The sequence below is a fragment of the Paenalcaligenes sp. DL 463 genome (assembly GCF_057475185.1).
Genome location: NZ_JBYBKX010000001.1, coordinates 1416833 through 1435052 on the forward strand (window position 1 = coordinate 1416833; position 18220 = coordinate 1435052).

General features: G+C 49.2%; 13 protein-coding genes. 9 read left to right on the forward strand and 4 right to left on the reverse strand.

Annotated features, from left to right (window positions below):
- Positions 1-2 precede the first annotated feature (2 nt).
- From hflX to rpoD, 9 genes are all read left to right on the forward strand, one after another.
- On the forward strand, positions 3-1097 hold the full coding sequence (gene hflX, locus AC2UZI_RS06595; protein ID WP_486943014.1) for a GTPase HflX: 1095 nt from the start codon (positions 3-5) through the stop codon (positions 1095-1097).
- A complete protein-coding gene (gene hflK / locus AC2UZI_RS06600; RefSeq protein ID WP_486943015.1) occupies positions 1072-2400 on the forward strand; it encodes an FtsH protease activity modulator HflK in 1329 nt (442 codons plus the stop codon). The genes hflX and hflK overlap by 26 nt, the downstream gene beginning before the upstream one ends.
- Positions 2401-2409: 9 nt before the next feature.
- Positions 2410-3294 carry a protease modulator HflC gene (gene hflC, locus AC2UZI_RS06605; RefSeq protein ID WP_486943731.1) on the forward strand — a complete coding sequence of 295 codons (885 nt, stop codon included), beginning with the start codon at positions 2410-2412 and terminating at the stop codon, positions 3292-3294.
- A 157-nt stretch (positions 3295-3451) separates the two neighbouring features.
- Positions 3452-4621 (forward strand): ATP phosphoribosyltransferase regulatory subunit, encoded by a 1170-nt coding sequence (locus tag AC2UZI_RS06610; protein WP_486943016.1) that lies wholly within the window; start codon positions 3452-3454, stop codon positions 4619-4621.
- A 69-nt stretch (positions 4622-4690) separates the two neighbouring features.
- Positions 4691-5986 carry an adenylosuccinate synthase gene (locus tag AC2UZI_RS06615; RefSeq protein WP_486943017.1) on the forward strand — a complete coding sequence of 432 codons (1296 nt, stop codon included), beginning with the start codon at positions 4691-4693 and terminating at the stop codon, positions 5984-5986.
- Between the two features lie 263 nt (positions 5987-6249).
- Entirely contained in the window at positions 6250-6801 is a 552-nt protein-coding gene (locus AC2UZI_RS06620; protein ID WP_486943018.1) for a phosphoribosyltransferase, read from the forward strand.
- Positions 6802-7104: 303 nt separating this feature from the next.
- Complete coding sequence (gene rpsU / locus AC2UZI_RS06625) at positions 7105-7317, forward strand: 30S ribosomal protein S21 (protein WP_238664740.1); 213 nt, start codon at positions 7105-7107, stop codon at positions 7315-7317.
- Positions 7314-9290: a DNA primase gene (gene dnaG, locus AC2UZI_RS06630; protein WP_486943019.1), complete on the forward strand. Its 1977-nt coding sequence runs from the start codon at positions 7314-7316 to the stop codon at positions 9288-9290. Before rpsU ends, dnaG begins: the two co-directional genes overlap by 4 nt.
- 352 nt (positions 9291-9642) lie before the next feature.
- Complete coding sequence (gene rpoD, locus AC2UZI_RS06635) at positions 9643-11838, forward strand: RNA polymerase sigma factor RpoD (protein ID WP_486943732.1); 2196 nt, start codon at positions 9643-9645, stop codon at positions 11836-11838.
- A gap of 165 nt (positions 11839-12003) precedes the next feature.
- On the opposite strand, the gene guaD is transcribed toward rpoD, so the two are convergent.
- The 4 genes from guaD to xdhA are packed head-to-tail and all read right to left on the reverse strand — an operon-like array spanning position 12004 to position 18188.
- On the reverse strand, positions 12004-13344 hold the full coding sequence (gene guaD, locus AC2UZI_RS06640; protein ID WP_486943020.1) for a guanine deaminase: 1341 nt from the start codon (positions 13342-13344) through the stop codon (positions 12004-12006).
- 22 nt (positions 13345-13366) lie between these two features.
- Positions 13367-14338: a xanthine dehydrogenase accessory protein XdhC gene (gene xdhC, locus AC2UZI_RS06645; RefSeq protein WP_486943021.1), complete on the reverse strand. Its 972-nt coding sequence runs from the start codon at positions 14336-14338 to the stop codon at positions 13367-13369.
- Positions 14338-16692 (reverse strand): xanthine dehydrogenase molybdopterin binding subunit, encoded by a 2355-nt coding sequence (gene xdhB, locus AC2UZI_RS06650; RefSeq protein WP_486943022.1) that lies wholly within the window; start codon positions 16690-16692, stop codon positions 14338-14340. The genes xdhC and xdhB overlap by 1 nt, the downstream gene beginning before the upstream one ends.
- Positions 16689-18188 carry a xanthine dehydrogenase small subunit gene (gene xdhA, locus AC2UZI_RS06655; RefSeq protein WP_486943023.1) on the reverse strand — a complete coding sequence of 500 codons (1500 nt, stop codon included), beginning with the start codon at positions 18186-18188 and terminating at the stop codon, positions 16689-16691. The genes xdhB and xdhA overlap by 4 nt, the downstream gene beginning before the upstream one ends.
- Between the last annotated feature and the right edge of the window lie 32 nt (positions 18189-18220).

The window sequence follows — 18220 nt, forward strand, 5'->3', positions numbered from 1 at the left end:
CCATGAAGGCGCTAATTATTAGTGTTGATATGGGGGAACTCGACTACCAAGCGCACGCAGAAGAGTTTGTGATGCTCGCGGAAGGCGCAGGTGCCGTTATTGCCGATAGTGTGGTGGTAAAGCGCAGTAAGCCTGATGCGGCCTATTTCATTGGCTCGGGTAAGCTGGAAGAGGCGCTGCTTTTAGCGCAAGAGCATGACGTCGGCCTCATACTCTTTGATCAAGCACTTAGTCCAGCCCAGCAGCGTAACCTAGAGCGACGATTTAACCTTCGTGTCGTAGATAGAGTGGCACTCATTCTTGATATATTTGCGCTGCGAGCGCAAAGCCACGAAGGTAAGCTGCAGGTAGAGCTAGCTCAGTTGCAGCACTTATCTACGCGTTTAACGCGCTTATGGACCCACCTTGACCGACAGGCGGGCATTGGTATGAGGGGCCCTGGTGAGTCCCAACTCGAACTCGATCGTCGTATGATCGGCGATAAGGTTCGGAAACTTCGAGAGCGTTTAGCCAAGGCTCAACGTCAACGCAGTACGCAGCGACGTTCTCGCATGCGCAGTGATACCTTAACCGTTTCATTGGTTGGTTACACCAATGCGGGTAAATCCACGTTATTTAATGCCCTAACTCGCGCTGATGCTTACGCAGCCGATCAACTTTTTGCTACGCTAGATACCACAACGCGTCGCGTTTGGATCGAAGGTGCGAATCAGGTGGTCATCTCAGATACAGTAGGGTTTATTCGTGATCTTCCTCCTACCTTAATTGCCGCGTTTAGGGCTACGCTCGAAGAGACTATTCATGCTGGGCTATTACTGCACGTGGTCGATGCAGCAAGCCCCCAACGCGATGAGCAGGTTCACGAGGTACACAAAGTTTTAGAAGATATTGGTGCCGATCATATCCCTCGTGTATTGGTCTATAACAAAATAGATCAAGCTGGATTCAAGCCTAGAATCGAGCGCGACGAGCATGGTAAGATTGCGCGAGTCTTTGTAAGCGCTTTACAGCGGATCGGATTGGATGATTTACGTCAAGTAATTGTCGAGTCGGGTCAAATTCCGGAAAACTATGCGTTCAATGTCAAGAATTTATAATCTCAATGACCCCGGTTGGGGGCGAAATGGCGAGAAGGGGAAGGATCAGCCTCCCCGTCGTCCTGAATCCAATCCTGAAGGGCCTCCAGACCTCGATGAGGTATGGCGCGATTTTAATAAACGTTTAGGCTCAGTGTTTGGTCGTAAGCCCGGTCGTGGTAATCAACCTCCCGGTGGCGGTGGCTCAGGGCCTACCATGCCAAAAATGCCTAAAGGCTCACCTAAGATCTTTCTGGGTGGGGCGATTGCCGTAGTGGGTTTATGGCTAGCAAGTGGCTTTGTCATCGTTGAAGAGGGTCAAGTGGCCGTGGTGACGCGTTTTGGTCAATACACCAAAACGATGGCGCCGGGTCTGCAGTGGCGCTTGCCGAATCCGATCGAGGCGCACGAGAATGTCAACATTGCTCAATTGCGTACCTTTGAAATTGGTTTTAGAGGAAGCTCTCGCAATAAGGTACTGCCCGAGTCATTAATGCTGACCGCTGACGAAAGTATTGTTGATGTGCAGTTTGTTGTTCAGTACCGTTTGCAACCTACGGGTGCACCCGATTACGTATTTAATACGAATCAACCTGACGAAGCTGTGCGCCAAGCAGCCGAAACGGCAATGCGTGAAATTGTGGGTCGTAAGCCCATGGACTTCGTGTTGTACTCAGGTCGTACAGAGGTAGCACAAGAAGTACATCGTCTGGCTCAAAGTATTCTAGAGCGCTATCGCACTGGTATAGAAATTAGCACCGTAGCGATCCAGAACGTACAACCTCCAGAGCAAGTTCAAGCCGCCTTTGATGATGCAGTGAAAGCGGGTCAAGATAGAGAGCGTCAAATTAACGAAGGGAATGCTTACGCCAATAAAGTATTACCGGAAGCACAGGGTTATGTGGCGCGTATGCTTGAAGAGGCAGAAGGTTTCCGCGCCACTGTTGTGGGTGATGCCCGAGGTGATACGGCACGCTTTACCAGTGTGGAAAGTGAATACGTGAAAGCGCCTGACGTGATGCGAGATCGTTTGTATCTGTCTACCATGCAAGAAATTCTTGAAAATAGCAGTAAGGTTATGGTCGATGTTCCGACTGGCAATAATATGTTGTATTTACCTTTAGATAAAATAGCCGGTCAGGTGGCTCGTCAGCCACAAGCCACGGACGCGCGGGGTAGTGCCTCCACAAGCTCTGCCGCCGGAGCAGGTGCAGCAGCAGCTAGTACATCCTCCTCGGGCAATGCTAATTCAACGCAATCCGTTCCGTCTTCGCTTGGCAGCAGTAATAGCTTAGCGAATCCTTACTCACCTTACGCACGCTAGGAGGTCATGATGCAACGTCTGTTCCCTGCTCTGATCGCTCTGGCCATAGCCTTGGCGATATTATCCTCCTCGGTCTTTGTGGTGCGTGAGCGCGATTATGCTTTGGTTTTTGCGCTGGGTGAAGTGAAAGAGTCCATCGCTAAGCCAGGCCTGTATTTTAAACTTCCGCCTCCTTTCCAAAATATCGTTACGCTCGATAAACGTCTGCAGACTATCGAAAGTAAAGATCCTGAACGTATTCAAACAGCAGAAAAGAAAAACCTGCTGATTGATTTGTATGTGAAGTGGCGTATTGCAGACCCACGTCTGTTTTACGTGACATTTGGGGCAACGGATCGCGGTGCAGTAGAGCGCTTACAAGCACAGATTCGCGATGCCTTGAACGCATCGGTCAACATCCGCACTGTTAAAGAGGTGGTGTCCGATGAACGGGATGCGATTATGCGCGAAATTTTGACTGCCGTCGAAGCTCGTGCAAGACCTTTAGGTGTAGAGGTCGTTGACGTACGTTTGCGCCGTTTGGATTTTGCACCTGAAATTTCCGAGTCGGTTTATCTTCGTATGGAAGCCGAGCGTAAGCAAGAGGCTAACCGCCTTCGTGCTACGGGTGCTGCGGAAAGTGAACGTATTCGTGCGAGTGCAGACCGTGAGCGTCAAGAACTGATTGCCGACGCTTATGCGAAAGCTCAGGCTATTCGAGGTGAAGGTGAGGGTGAAGCGGCCAGTATCTATGCTTCGGCTTATCAAAATAACCCCGAGTTTTATCGTTTCTATCGTAGTTTAGAAGCCTATAGAGGTGCTTTTGACTCACCAAATGATACCTTAGTGATTAGCCCTGATTCCGAGTTTTTCAACTATTGGAAAGCAACGGAAACGTCTGCTGCGGATCGTTAAGTCACATTGAGTTGGCATAGCTTGCCAACTTAGGGTGTGATTCGTTTATACTAACGTGTAAGTTATTTACACCATATCGCAAGCGACTTGGCAGGCTTACGCCCCAAGTCGCTTTTTGTTTGTCCGCTGCATCGAGAACGCAGCACGAGGCTGATTCATGTCTAATTGGTTGTTGCCAGAAAGTCTTGCTGATATTTTACCGGCAGAGGCCAGGCGCATCGAAGAATTGCGTCGCTATTTGTTAGATCTCTACCGTACTTATGGTTTTGAGTTGGTGGCTCCGCCTTTGGTGGAGTATTTAGAGTCGCTCCAAGCTGTGTCCGGTACCACTTTGAATTTACGTACGAATAAGCTGGTTGATCAGCTTTCGGGTCGTACCATGGGGGTACGTGCTGATATAACGCCTCAGGTGGCACGTATTGATGCCCACTTGCTGAATCGCGAGGGGGTTACGCGCTTATGTTATTGCGGCACGGTATTGCATGCACGTCCAGCGGGTCTTATGTCCGACCGAGAGCTGATTCAAATCGGAGCCGAAATATTTGGCTACGCAGGTGTAGAGGCCGATATTGAAATCATCCAGTTGGCGCTTGCTAGCGTAGAGCGCGCTGGGGTGAGACACGCTAGGTTAGATCTTAATCTTCCTGCAATTGGCCACGCTTTAATTAATCATGATAGTGCGCTAATACCGTTCGCTTCAGAGATTTTTAATTTACTGAGTGCTAAAGACACGCCCGGCATACGCGACTTAAGCTTACAAGCACCCGATTGTCGTGCTGAAAGTATTCAGCACTTGCTCGCGTTAACTCATTTATACGGCGAGGCCGATCAAACCATTGCTAAGGCTAGAAAAAGCTTACCGGCTTTACCTGAAATCGTTGATTCATTAAATCGATTGGAAAGTTTGATTCAGGCGTTGTCAGAGCAAGTCATCACTATCGATTTAGCTGATATGGGCGGCAGTTATGGCTATCATACGGGCGTGGTGTTTTCTGTTTATGCTGACGGCTGGCATGACGCCTTAGTTCGAGGTGGACGTTATGACGGGGTCGGAGCCATGTATGGTCGTTCACGCCCCGCCACAGGCTTTAGCTTAGATTTACGCAAATTATCGGGTGGATTACCGCCCGCTAAGGCGGCTCGTGCTATACGAGCGCCGTGGGGCAACGATGCTTCGCTGATAACCATGCTTGAGCAATTGCGTGAAGCGGGCGAGATTGTTATTCAAATGCTGCCAGACCAACCGCACACGCTTGACGAATTTATTATCGATCGAGAACTCGTGAAGCAGGATGGTTCGTGGCAGGTGAGGGCGGTTTCTGCGTAGTATTTGTGCGGAATTCGTATGTTTATCTATCAAACCAATTGGTTTGATTCGACTTTTTAAGTACGCAACATGAGCAAAAACATTGTGGTGATCGGCACCCAGTGGGGTGACGAGGGTAAGGGTAAAATTGTTGATTGGCTAGCTGAATCGGCGCAAGGAGTTGTGCGTTTTCAGGGTGGCCATAATGCGGGGCATACTCTTTGGATTAACGGTCAGAAAACGATACTACGTTTGATTCCTTCTGGCATCATGCACCCGCACGTAACGTGCTATATCGGTAACGGTGTAGTGCTATCTCCAGATGCGCTGTTAGCAGAGATCGGTGAGCTTGAGGCGGCGGGTGTGGATGTACGTAGCCGTTTACAAATTTCGCACGCTTGTCCGCTAATTTTGCCCTACCACATCGCTGTGGATCAGGCGCGAGAAAAGCGTAAAGGCGAGGGAAAAATTGGTACCACGGGTCGCGGTATAGGTCCTGCTTACGAAGACAAAGTGGCTCGCAGAGCGTTGCGCGTACAAGATTTATACGATCCCGAGATTTTTGAAGAGAAGCTCGGTGAAGCGCTTGATTACCATAATTTTGTGCTCAGTAATTACTTAGGGGCCGAGGCGGTTTCTGCCACGCAGGTAATGGATCAAGCTTACGCCTATGCCGAAAAGCTAAAGCCAATGGTCGCCGACGTGGCCAGCAATTTATTTGCAGCGAAGAAAGCGGGCCATAAATTGTTATTTGAGGGTGCGCAGGGCGCGTTGCTCGATATTGATCATGGAACCTACCCCTACGTCACCAGCAGTAATTGTTTGGCTGGTGCCGCTTCTGCAGGTGCCGGCGTGGGGCCACAGCAGTTAAGTTATGTGTTGGGTATTGCTAAGTGCTACACCACCCGTGTAGGAGCAGGTCCTTTTCCTACCGAATTGCTTGACGATACAGGTACTCGGTTGGCAACAGTCGGTAAAGAGTTTGGCTCGGTAACCGGTCGAGCACGTCGCTGCGGTTGGTTCGACGGGGCGGCCATGAAGCGCTCGGTAATGATTAATGGCATTTCCGGTTTGTGCGTTACAAAACTCGACGTGTTAGATGGTGTTGAGCAGCTCAAAATCGGGGTGGGATATCGCTATAAAGGCGAGTTCCTCGACGTTTTACCCTACGGAGCTCACGCGGTGGCCGAAGCAGAGCCGGTACTAGAAGATATGCCGGGCTGGACTGAGTCCACCGTCGGAATTACCGAATACGACAAGTTGCCTATTAACGCGCGTCGTTACTTAGAACGTATTGCTGAGATTTGTGAAGTGCCTATCGATATGGTTTCGACCGGTCCTGACCGTAATGAAACGATAGTATTACGCGACTCGTTCACAAATTAAGTATAATGACGCGGAAAGTGGTCCTGCATAAGTAGGGCTTGGCTTTCGCTCTCAACAGGCGACTCTTTATAGTCGCTTGTTGCGTTTTATTATCAAGATTTGTCGTAAATCTATCCGTTAGTACCTTGGGAATGTTGTCGGCTGTTGCACACTAACATCGCTTTTAAACACGTTGATGTTACCCGCGACGCTTGACCTATTTGTTAAGCTGTCTGTTATCGGTATAGGGTTACGCATCTTTAGCTATTCAGTCAGGAACTGTTATGAGTCTGCCCCCCAGTACCGATAGCGACCTATGGGTCAGTTGGAAAGATTACAATCGTCTTATCGAGCGCATGGCGCTACAAATACACGAGTCGGGTTGGAAGTTCGACAAAATCGTGTGTTTGGCACGTGGAGGCATGCGTGTAGGCGATATATTGTCTAGAATTTATGACATACCCCTAGGTATACTCGCAACAAGTAGCTATCGTGAAGCGGCGGGTACAGAGCAAGGAAGTCTCGACATTGCTCAGTTTATTACCATTACCCGTGGCACCTTAGATGGCAAGGTATTGCTCGTTGATGATATGGTCGATACTGGTATGACGTTCATGCGTGTCAGAGATCATCTACGAGAGCAGTTTCCCGCCATCAGTGAATTACGTACCGCTGTATTGTGGTGGAAAGGGCGCTCCGAAGTGGAGCCGGATTATTACGTAGATCGTTTGCCAACAAACCCTTGGATTCACCAGCCGTTTGAAGACTACGATAGTATTCGCCCACACCAGTTAGAGTCGTGGATGCGTAAAGGTACTACGCCAGAGACAGATTAATTTACGCCCTAGAGCCGTTGTTTAACCGCTCAATTGAATAAAGCGTAGCTTGGGTTGTTTGTTAGGTGCCAAGTTTCATGGTACTCTTATGGGCTAACCTATTTATTTTTTCCGGTTTTTTGCAAAGGCTGGCTAAATACACTAGGTGTAAGGGCAGTGCGTGGTTTTGTACTGCTATGAATCAAACAGGCAAACAAACACAATGTAGTACGTTTGCTTGTTTGAGCTTAAACCTCATTAGCCGCTTTTTGATTTTGTAAAAAGCTATTTATTACTTATTTATTTACAAGGCTTTACGACTACATGCCTATTGTTCGCCTAAAAGAGAACGAGCCTTTCGAGGTCGCAATGCGCCGCTTTAAGCGCACCATTGAAAAAACAGGTTTGCTGACTGAACTGCGTTCACGCGAGTTCTACGAGAAGCCAACTGCCGAGCGCAAGCGTAAACATGCTGCCGCAGTTAAGCGTCACTACAAACGTATTCGTAGCCAGCAGTTGCCTCCTCGTTTGTATTGATACCTGAATCTTTCATTCAGGAGTTGCTCGTACGCGTCGACATCTCTGATGTCGTAGGTCGCTACGTGCAGTTGCGAAAGGGCGGAGCCAACTTGCTTGGTCTTTGCCCTTTTCACAACGAAAAATCCCCATCTTTCACAGTTAGCCCAACGAAACAGTTCTATCACTGTTTTGGCTGCGGAGCCCACGGTAATGCGATTGGTTTTCTCATTCAGCATACAGGGGCCAGTTTCCCAGAAGCCGTTCGATCGTTAGCCTCCGAGGTGGGATTGACTGTGCCCGAGGCGCAGCGTAGCCCTCATCAACGCGCAGCAGATCAACGACGGAAGGCCGAGGTTTCGCAGCATCAGCAAATACTGGATGCGGCGCAAGCTCACTATCTTCGTGAACTAAAGCGAAGCGATGACGCTAAAAATTACCTTAAGCAGCGTGGGTTAACGGGCCAAATCGCTAAGCAATTTGGTTTGGGTTGGAGTGGAACCGAACGCAGAGGCTTAAGCAGCGTCTACCCCAACTACGAAGATCCTTTATTGATCGAGTCCGGCTTAGTGATCGAGTCTGATGATGCTCGTCGTTATGATCGATTCCGTCGACGGATCATGTTTCCGATTCGAAATACGCGTGGGCATCTGATCGGTTTCGGTGGTCGGCTGATTGCCCAGGGCGAACCTAAGTATCTGAACTCACCCGAAACCCCTTTGTTTTCTAAAGGCCATGAGCTTTACGGGTTGTGGGAAAGTCGACAGGGTATTCGCCACGAAGGGTTTGTGGTTGTAGTTGAAGGGTATATGGACGTAGTCGCCCTAGCGCAAAGTGGCCTGCAGAACGCTGTGGCCACCTTAGGCACGGCGACTTCAGAGCACCACATAAAGAAACTGATGCGCGCAAGTGATCGAATCGTTTTTAGTTTTGACGGGGATCGGGCGGGCAAGCAAGCCGCATGGCGTGCATTAGAAAGTTGCTTACCCTTAGTTCGAGATGATGTCACGATACGATTCTTGTTCTTGCCCGAAGGGCATGATCCTGATTCTTATGTTCGAGAGTTCGGAGCCGAGGCATTTCGCGAGGTCGCCACAGCGGCTGACGCCTTATCTACCTTTATGTTCAACGAACTTTCATCGCGTCACCGTATGGACGAGGCAGAAGGGAGAGCAGCTTGTGTACACGAGGCTTTGCCATTAATTAAGGCCTTACCCGACACCACGTTGGCATTGCAATTGCAGCACGAGTTTGCAAAGTTGGTGCAGCTGACCCCTGACGAGTTGCAGCAACGGTTAGAGGGGGTGGAAACGTCTCGCTATGCGCCGGCCCCAGTAGCGTCGGGTCAAACGCCCAGCTCAAGCTCATTTGATGACATCCCTCCGGACTTTTCTGGAAATTACGCGCTTGATGATGCGAATTACGATGCTTCATTGTCTGCGTACGATGACTATGATTCGTTTTCATCGTCATTGGCTCCCACAGAAAAATCGTATAAGGGTTCACGAAACTCAAGGCGTCGTGTCAACGATAAGGTACAGCCTGTAGGCCTAGGGGCGCAGAAACGTAGCGTAACGTCAATTGCGAAGCGTTTATTGCGTCTTTTAGCTGCTTATCCTCAACTTGTAGAAAGCATCCCTGACCCACAGCTTGAAATTATCGTACAAAGCCCTAATCTAATACTTGTACAAGAATTAATTTCTTTAATTAATATCAGTGAAGCCAAGCACTCCGGAGCATTATTAGAAGTTGCTGATCCAGATAGTGAGTTAGGGGCGTTATTAATGTCCTTGACTACTGACGTGTTAGGCGACGAAGAGTTGCCCGATCCGCAGTCTGAATGGAATGATGCCTTGCGTCACATTGAACGCGAGCTTATTAAGTCAGAACAATCGGAACTCATTAATGCCGGTTTGCCCGATGAGGCTTCTCGACGACGATATCAAGAGTTAACTCGGCGTATGAGCTTGCTTAATGCTGCACCGAATAGTTAACTGAAGTAAAATCGAAAGTTTAGGTAATAAACGAAAATATTATCGCTGGTTGTGTTTACACATAGCTTTAGCAAGAAGAATGTTCTTTTTTAAGCATTACTTACAGTCGAGCAACGCATAGATTACCGCTGCCCTTAAGCATCATAGCTAGGGACTTTATTCTTACTCGAACCTTTGCGAACACGATGTGAAGTAATGTTTGGTTAATAGCAGTAGTTATTACGTAATTACGTTTTGTCCTGCATCACACCGCACCACGGTGCATTATGTGTGTTTTGCGTCTATGGAATCCACTATGACACAAACGACTGGTAAAAAATCTACGGCGACAAGTACCGCAGCGACGTCTACGATGGCTCAAGCCACGAGTTCAGACAACACTACGGTAAACGTCGAAGAAACGGTCCAGGGCGCGGCAACTAAAACCGTTGCCAAGAAAGCCGCTAAAAAAGTTGCTGCCAAAAAGTCGACAGCAAAAAAAGCGGCTACCAAGAAAACCGCCGCAAAAAAAGCTGTTGCTAAAAAAGCGACGGCAAAGAAGGCAGCCGTTAAGGCGCCTACCGGTGGTCGTCGTGGTCGCCCAGCAAAGAATACAAATTTTGATGATGACGATGATAATTTGCACGATAGCGACGAGGTCATTCCAGATCTCAAGCCCGTCGCTAAAAAAGGTGCAAAACGAGGACGTGCTGAGCGCGATGTCTTTGGTAGTCGTGGGCAGCTAACACCTGAAGAGCAAGAGGCTCGTCGTAATCGACTTAAAGCCTTAATTAAGTTGGGCAAAGAGCGAGGTTATTTAACCTACGGCGAAATTAACGATCACTTGCCTGACGACTTGGTTGATGCGGAAGCGATTGAAGGCATTATCGGTACCTTCAGTGATATGGGTATTTCGGTTTATGACCAAGCGCCTGACGCTGATACCTTGCTCATGAGCGACAATGTTCCCGCAGCCTCTAGCGACGATGACGTAGAAGACGAAGCTGAAGCGGCACTAACAACTGTTGACTCTGACTTCGGTCGTACGACTGACCCTGTACGTATGTACATGCGTGAAATGGGCTCTGTAGAGCTATTGACGCGAGAAGGCGAGATTGAAATTGCTAAGCGCATCGAAGATGGCTTAAAGCATATGGTCATGGCTATCGCCGCATGTCCTACTACGGTCAACGAAGTGCTTACTTACGTCAACGAAGTGCGCGAAGGCACGATGGAAATCGATGACGTTGTAGACGGCCTTATTGACGACGAAGGTGAAGAGTACGCTGGTTCGGGTGTAACTCGGGACGAAGATGACGAAGGGCCTGCTGGTGGCATGAGCAGTAAGCAAATTGAACATTTGCGCACTAAGTCTCTGAAAAAGTTCGAGCTCATCGGCGAATGGTTCGAAAAAATGCGTAGTTCTTTCGAAAGCGAGGGCTACAAAAGCCCGGGTTATATCGAAGCTAAAGAAGCGATTCTTGAAGAGTTTATGGGTGTGCGGTTTACGGCCAAAATGGTTGAGAAACTGGCTGACACCATGCGGGCAACGGTTGCCGAGGTTCGTGCCTACGAACGCGAAATCTTACAAATTTGTGTGAATCGTGCAGAGATGCCGAGATCCTATTTTATTAAGAGTTTCCCGGGCAACGAAACGAACCTAGAGTGGATCGTTAACGAGGTTGCTGCTGAGCCTAAGTACGCTGAAACGCTTGAGCGATATGTGCCTGCCATTCAAGAAATTCAACAGAAATTGATTGATTTGCAGACCAGTGTCGTACTGCCGCTTAAAGACCTTAAAGAGGTGAATAAGCGCATGTTGACGGGTGAAGCTAAAGCTCGTAAAGCGAAGCGTGATATGACAGAGGCTAACTTGCGTCTGGTTATCTCGATTGCGAAGAAGTATACAAACCGTGGTTTGCAGTTCTTGGATCTAATTCAAGAGGGCAATATTGGTTTGATGAAAGCGGTTGATAAGTTTGAGTATCGCCGTGGTTATAAGTTTTCGACTTACGCCACATGGTGGATCCGTCAAGCGATCACGCGATCTATTGCTGATCAGGCGCGTACCATCCGCATTCCGGTTCATATGATTGAAACCATCAATAAAATGAACCGTATTAACCGCCAGATCTTGCAAGAGACCGGTGTAGAGCCAGATCCCGCTACCTTAGCTCAGAAAATGGATTTACCCGAAGATCGTGTACGGAAAATCCTGAAAATTGCTAAAGAACCGATTTCGATGGAAACACCGATTGGTGACGACGATGATTCACATTTAGGTGATTTTATCGAAGACAACAATACCGTTTCACCTTCGGACTCTGCGTTGCATGGTTCGATGCGTGATGTGGTCAAGGATGTCTTAGACTCGTTAACACCCCGTGAAGCCAAGGTTTTACGTATGCGTTTTGGTATAGAGATGAGTACTGACCAAACCTTGGAAGAAGTGGGTAAGCAATTTGACGTGACGCGTGAACGTATTCGACAGATTGAAGCGAAAGCGTTGCGTAAACTGCGCCACCCAAGTCGCGCTGATAAGTTGAAGTCCTTCTTAGAGGGGCAATAACTCAGTTTAAGGCCATACTCTGTATGGCTTTAGTTGAACGCTTAGCGAATAACAGCTTTTAGCGGTATAAAAAAATGCCCAACGAGATTATCTCGTTGGGCTTTTTCTATGGGCAAGAAATAAAAGGTAAAGACTCTGTTTTTATATAATTAGTTGAACCGGTTTTTAGTGTCGTTCGTGCAGACAGACACCTGCGCCGTAAGTTGCTTTAATGCTGCGATCATCGCCGAGTAATGCAAAAGCAAATAGAAGCTCTTCTAAGTTGTTGGCACTGGCTGCGCGACGTGCTAATAACGGTGTGGCCTCGGGGTCGAGCACAATGAAGTCGGCCTCTGTACCGGCAGCTAAACTACCAATGACTCCGTCTAGGTCTAAGGCTTTTGCTGCGCCTGCAGTGCTGAGATAAAACATGTTCTTGGCATCAAGGTGATAGGCACCTAAGCGACCAATTTTATGTGCTTCATCCATCGTGCGTAGCATGGAGAATGAGGAGCCTCCGCCTACATCGGTGGCAACCGTATAAAGCATTTCACTTTCGTCGGCTGCGGCGAAGTCGAATAGACCACTACCTAAGAATAGGTTAGAGGTGGGGCAGTGGGCTGCACTGGACTGTGTATCACGCATGCGACCGCGGTCGGTTTCATCAAACCAGATGCAGTGCCCGTACATGGATCGAGGACGCAGCAATCCGTACTGATCGTAGATATCAAGATAGCTACGATACCCAGGAAACAGTTCACTGACCCATTTAAGTTCGGCCTTACTTTCGGCAACGTGGGTTTGTAAGTACACCTCGGGGTAAGCTTTAGCCAGCTCACCGCAAGCACCTAGCTGTTCTGGCGTAGAGGTTGGAGCAAAACGAGGCGTCAAAGCATACATTTGACGGCCTTTGCCGTGCCATTGCTGTATGAGCTCTTCACTGTCTTTGGCCCCTTCGACTGCGGTGTCCTTCAAGAAATCAGGGCAGTTACGATCCATCATGACCTTACCAGCGATCATGCGTAAATTTCGTTTACTGCTTTCATTGAAAAACGCATTAACCGAGTTTTTGTGCGAAGTACAGTAGACCATGGCACTGGTTGTGCCGTTTCTGAGTAGTTCATCAATGAAAAACTCGCTCACCTCTGAGGCATGCTCGGCGTCATGAAATTTTCCTTCGGTAGGAAAGGTGTATGTTTCTAACCAAGGTAATAAATCAGGTGCGGGTGAGGCAATGATATCGGCCTGCGGGTAATGTATATGGGTATCAATAAAACCAGGCATGATCAGTTTGCCACGCCAGTCATGCACTGTTGCCGTGTTGTCTAACGTATTAATAAGGTCGTCGTAGTTTCCTGATGCGACGATTTTTCCATCAGCAACGATAAGCAATCCGTCGGCATAATGTATAACGTGCGGATCCTCTTCGGCCGAAAGGGCGGACGATGGACGGCCATTAAAATAGAGTAGTTGCGCACGATATCCCACCTGCTGTTGTGTGGGTGTAGAGCTTGGAATTGTAGACATAATTGTTCTCGGAATATTGTTCTTATGAGCGTGATTCGTTTAAGCGCAGTAGTTCGGCAGCGATCGATACGGCGATGGCTGCAGGGTCTTTGCTATTAATACTGCTAATGCCTATAGGGCAAACCAGCTTATTGATAACCTCGTCACTAAGGTGGCGCTGTCGAAAGCGTTTTATAAATTGATTATGTTTGGTTTTTGAGCCGATTAGGCCTGCGTATCGAAAATCATCACGTTGCAAAATTAACTGGCATAGTCGTTGATCAAGGTCGTGTCGATGAGTCATTACGATGTAATAACTATCAGGAGGAGCGAGTTCAACGGCCTCTTCGGGGATGTCGTTAATAAAGGGCTGTACGTTACTGGGGATGTGATCTGGAAATTCGCTTTCTCGTTCGTCTACCCACGTTATGGTGCATTGCAGGTTACCCAGAATATGAACCAGTGCTTTTCCTACGTGGCCAGCGCCGAACAGCACGATGTGCATAGAAGGTGGAGATAGCTCGTCGATAAACCACTGCACGTCTTCGGAGACCTGATCAAAGCGGATGATGCTTGAGGCGTGTTCCTGCTCGTGGAGTTCGACGTTGTTGCCGTTCTCTGGGCGGGCCAAATTGACACGCCGCTGTACGGTTTTGCCGCGTTCTAAGGTCTCGATGAGTTCGTTTAGCCATGGTAGATCTTGGCTACCCAAAAGCTCAAATACCAACGTGACAGCACCCCCACAGCACTGGCCCAAGCTTGGGCCAAGTGGGTAGTGTTCGACTTGACGTATGGAGGTTCCGAACGGCTGGGATTCCATCAAGGAGCGAGCAAGCGCCGCTGCCTTCCATTCTAGATGCCCCCCGCCAATGGTTTTCCATTGACGGGCTTGGCTAACTAGCATGCGAGTACCAGCATCCCGTGGTGTGGAGCCCTTGGATTGGGCTACCGTCACCATAACAATCGCTTCACCTAAGTCCAGATGTCGCCGAGCTTGGTAAATAAGATCCAGCATTACGCAGGGCTCGGGACGGGTACTTGGCTAAGTGCATCAACCGCTTTCAGAATGGCTTCTGAAGTGGCTGGGGCATTAAGTTGTGGTTGTACCTCGTAGTCAGCCACGCTGGCCACTGCATCACGAATAGCGTTGAACACACTAAAAGGAAGAAGTAGAGGAGGTTCACCGACGGCCTTAGAGCGATGCACCGATGCTTCAGCATCTTGATTGTTAAACAGGCGCACATTGAAGTGATCAGGGCAGTCACTAATCGCCGGAATTTTGTAAGTGGAAGGGGCGTGAGTCATCAATCGCCCTTTAGGGTTCCACCACAATTCTTCGGTTGTGAGCCAGCCCATACCTTGAATGAATGCACCTTCGACCTGACCGATGTCTAAAGCAGGGTTTAACGAGCGGCCAACATCATGTAGTGCATCGGCGGCCAATAGTTTCCACTCACCGCTTAAGGTGTCGACGATAACTTCTGATACGGCTGCGCCATAAGAGAAGTAATAGAAAGGGTTACCTATCATCGCGACGGGGTCCCAGTGCAGACCTGGTGTGGCATAAAAACCGTCAGACCAGAGCTGAATTCGGGCCTGATAGGCCATTTCTACAAGCTCAGGAAAGCTAATGCTTTCGTTTCCGACACTGACTGTACCGTTAGCAAAGCGGACTTCGCTTGCCTCGGCATTATGCATTTGGGCCATCAAGCCAGCTAGACGCTCACGGATTTGTTCGGCGGCGTTTTGCGCTGCCATACCGTTTAAGTCGGTGCCTGTGGAGGCAGCGGTTGCAGACGTGTTGGCAATTTTCGTTGTGTCGGTGGCAGTAGAGCGTACTCGCTCTAGATCTAGGCCTAGCTCGTGAGCGACAACTTGGGCCACTTTCGTATTAAGGCCTTGGCCCATCTCTGTTCCGCCATGATTGACCAAAACAGAGCCATCACGGTAGACGTGAACTAAAGCACCGGCTTGGTTAAAGGCAGGAACGTTAAACGAGATACCAAACTTTACGGGCGTAAGGGCGAGCCCTTTTTTGAGTACGGGGCTGTTAGCGTTGAACTCTCGTACCGCTTCGCGACGAGCCTGATAGTTAGAGCTGCTACTAAGCTCTTCAACGAGTTCAGCAATAACGTTGTCTTTAATAACTTGCTGATAGGGCGTAACGTTTCGTTCTGTTTTACCGTAGAAGTTGCGCTGACGAATAACGAGCGGGTCGATTTTTAAATGACGCCCGATATTGTCGAGAATGACTTCCATGACTAAAGCGCCTTGAGGGCCACCAAAACCTCGGAAGGCGGTATTAGATTGCGTGTTTGTGCGGCCACACATCGCGCTAATATCAACGTGCTCTAGGTAGTAGGCGTTGTCAAAGTGGCAAACAGCGCGAGTAGCGACGGGGCCTGATAAGTCAGCTGAGAAACCCGAGTTAAGGGTCATGTCTAGCTTAGCACCCAAAATTTGACCATCGTTGTCGAAGCCAATTTCCCACTCGTAATAAAAACCGTGTCGTTTTCCGGTGATCATGAAGTCATCTTCACGGTCAAGACGGAGTTTGACAGGACGGTTGAGCTTAGTGGCAGCTAGGGTAGCCAGACAAGCATAAAGCGCGGATTGGGATTCTTTGCCCCCGAATCCACCACCCATGCGACGGCAGGTAACTTCAACGCGGTGCGATGGCCAGTTCATAGCGCGCGCTACGAGCGTTTGCATCTCGCTTGGGTGCTGAGTTGAGCACCAAACTTTGATGGAATCGTCGTCTTGAGGAATGGCGTAGGAAATTTGTCCTTCAAGATAGAACTGTTCCTGACCGCCACACTCAAAGGTGCCGCTAAGAGTATGGGGCGCCGACGCAATTTTTTCGTCTGGCTGACCACGCACTAACCCCATCGGTGGCAGTACGCTGACACCAGCCTCTTTGGCTTCCTTCGCGGTAAGGATAGCGGGAAGTTCTTCGTATTCGATGGTGGCAGCACGAACGGCTCGGCGTGCCGCATCATGTGATGTAGCAACGACTGCAAAGACGGGCTGACCAATGTAGTGAACAACCTCATCCGCTAGAATTGGGTCATCTTCAAGAATAGGACCGCAATTGTTGTTGCCGGGGATGTCGTTGACGGTTAGTACTTCGATTACGCCAGGCATTGCCCGAACGGCATCGATATCCATACGAAGAATTTTTCCATGAGCCACACTTGAAAGGCCTAGCGCCATGTGCGCTGTGCCGTAAGACTCGGGAATGTCGTCGGTGTAGACGGCTTGGCCCGTTAGGTGACGTTCGGCAGATTCGTGGAAGAATGAGACGCCTACGCGTTCGCCTTGTGCGGGGGTGGGCTCTAAATTCAGAAAGGTATCGGCAAGTTTATTCATTTCGCGACTCCGTGGTGCAATTGACGCGATGCTTCGAACACATTTAGTTGTCCAGCATGTAAAGGCTGATCAGCATTCGTTTCCAAGTAAAAACGTTTCAGTAAGTTGGCCGCTGAACGGCTGCGGTACTCGGAGCTGGCTCGCATATCGCTAAGGGGCTGATAGTCTTCGGCTAAGGCTTGCATGGCAATTTCGATGTTTTCTAAGGTCCACGCGTTACCTAGCAAGCGGCTTTCTGCTTGCTTTGCGCGGGCAGGCGTTGCTGCCATGCCACCGAATGCGATGCGAATTTTCTCAACGACGTTGTTGTTTAGTACGACAGAGAACGCAGCGCAAACCGCTGAAATGTCTTGGTCGAAGCGCTTAGAGAGTTTGTAGGTGCGGAAAATAAGCTCAGGCTGGTGAAGCGGTACACGAATACCTTGTACGAATTCGCCTTCAGCTAGCGCTGATTTTTGATAAGCAAGGTAGAAGTCTTCTAGCGGCATTTCGCGGACTTCGTCACCTTTGCGTAAAACGATCTTGGTACCCATGACGATCAATACAGGCATCGAGTCGCCAATAGGCGAACCGTTGGCGATATTTCCACCTAAGGTTCCCGCATTACGTATGGGGTAGGATGCAAATCGTATGTGCAGTTCGTGTAACTCGGGGTAGTGTGAGACTAAAGCATCGTACGCGGTGTTCAATAGCGCGCCTGCGCCAATGTACAAATGATCCTTTTCTTCGACGATGTTTTTCAGCTCGGCGACTTGACCCACGTAGATTAAGTGTGGAAGTTCGCGGAACTGTCGTGTTACCCAGAGCCCAATATCAGTAGAGCCTGCTAGGATGCGAGCTTCTGGGAAGTCGAGTCGTAGCTGGGCAAGCTCGTCTAGCGTGCGTGGGGCGTCAAAGCGCTGCTTACCACTTTCGTAGTTAAACGTACTGGTGCGTTGCAAGCTTTCAAGCGTGGCTTGTAAAGCTGCCTTACTAAATTGCGCTTTAGGTAGCTCGAACATACGCACGCAGGCATCGATGATGGGGCGATAGCCTGTACAACGACAGAGGTTACCCGATAGGGCAACGTTGATTTGCTCGCGACTGGGTGGGGTTTCAGCGTCGGCGTGCTCAAGGTATAAGCCCCACATGGACATTAAAAAGCCCGGTGTGCAGAAACCGCATTGCGAACCGTGACAATCTAGCATTGCTTGTTGTACTGGGTGTAGTCGCTGATTGTCGAGTTGCAAGTCTTCAACGCTGTAAATTGCTTTACCGTCGACAGATGGTAGAAGCTGGATGCATGAGTTGACCGCCCGCATTTCGATTTCATTGTCGGCGTTTAACTCGGCCACCATAACGGTACAGGCGCCGCAGTCACCCTCGGCGCAGCCTTCCTTGGTACCTGTAGAATGTAACTCTTCACGTAAGTGTTGTAGTAAGGTACGAGTGGTGGGGGCATGAGTAACCTCATGCACTTGACCACGATAATAAAAGCGTATTCCTTGTGTCTCCATAGCTCAACTCAAATGAATGGTTAATAATGTAC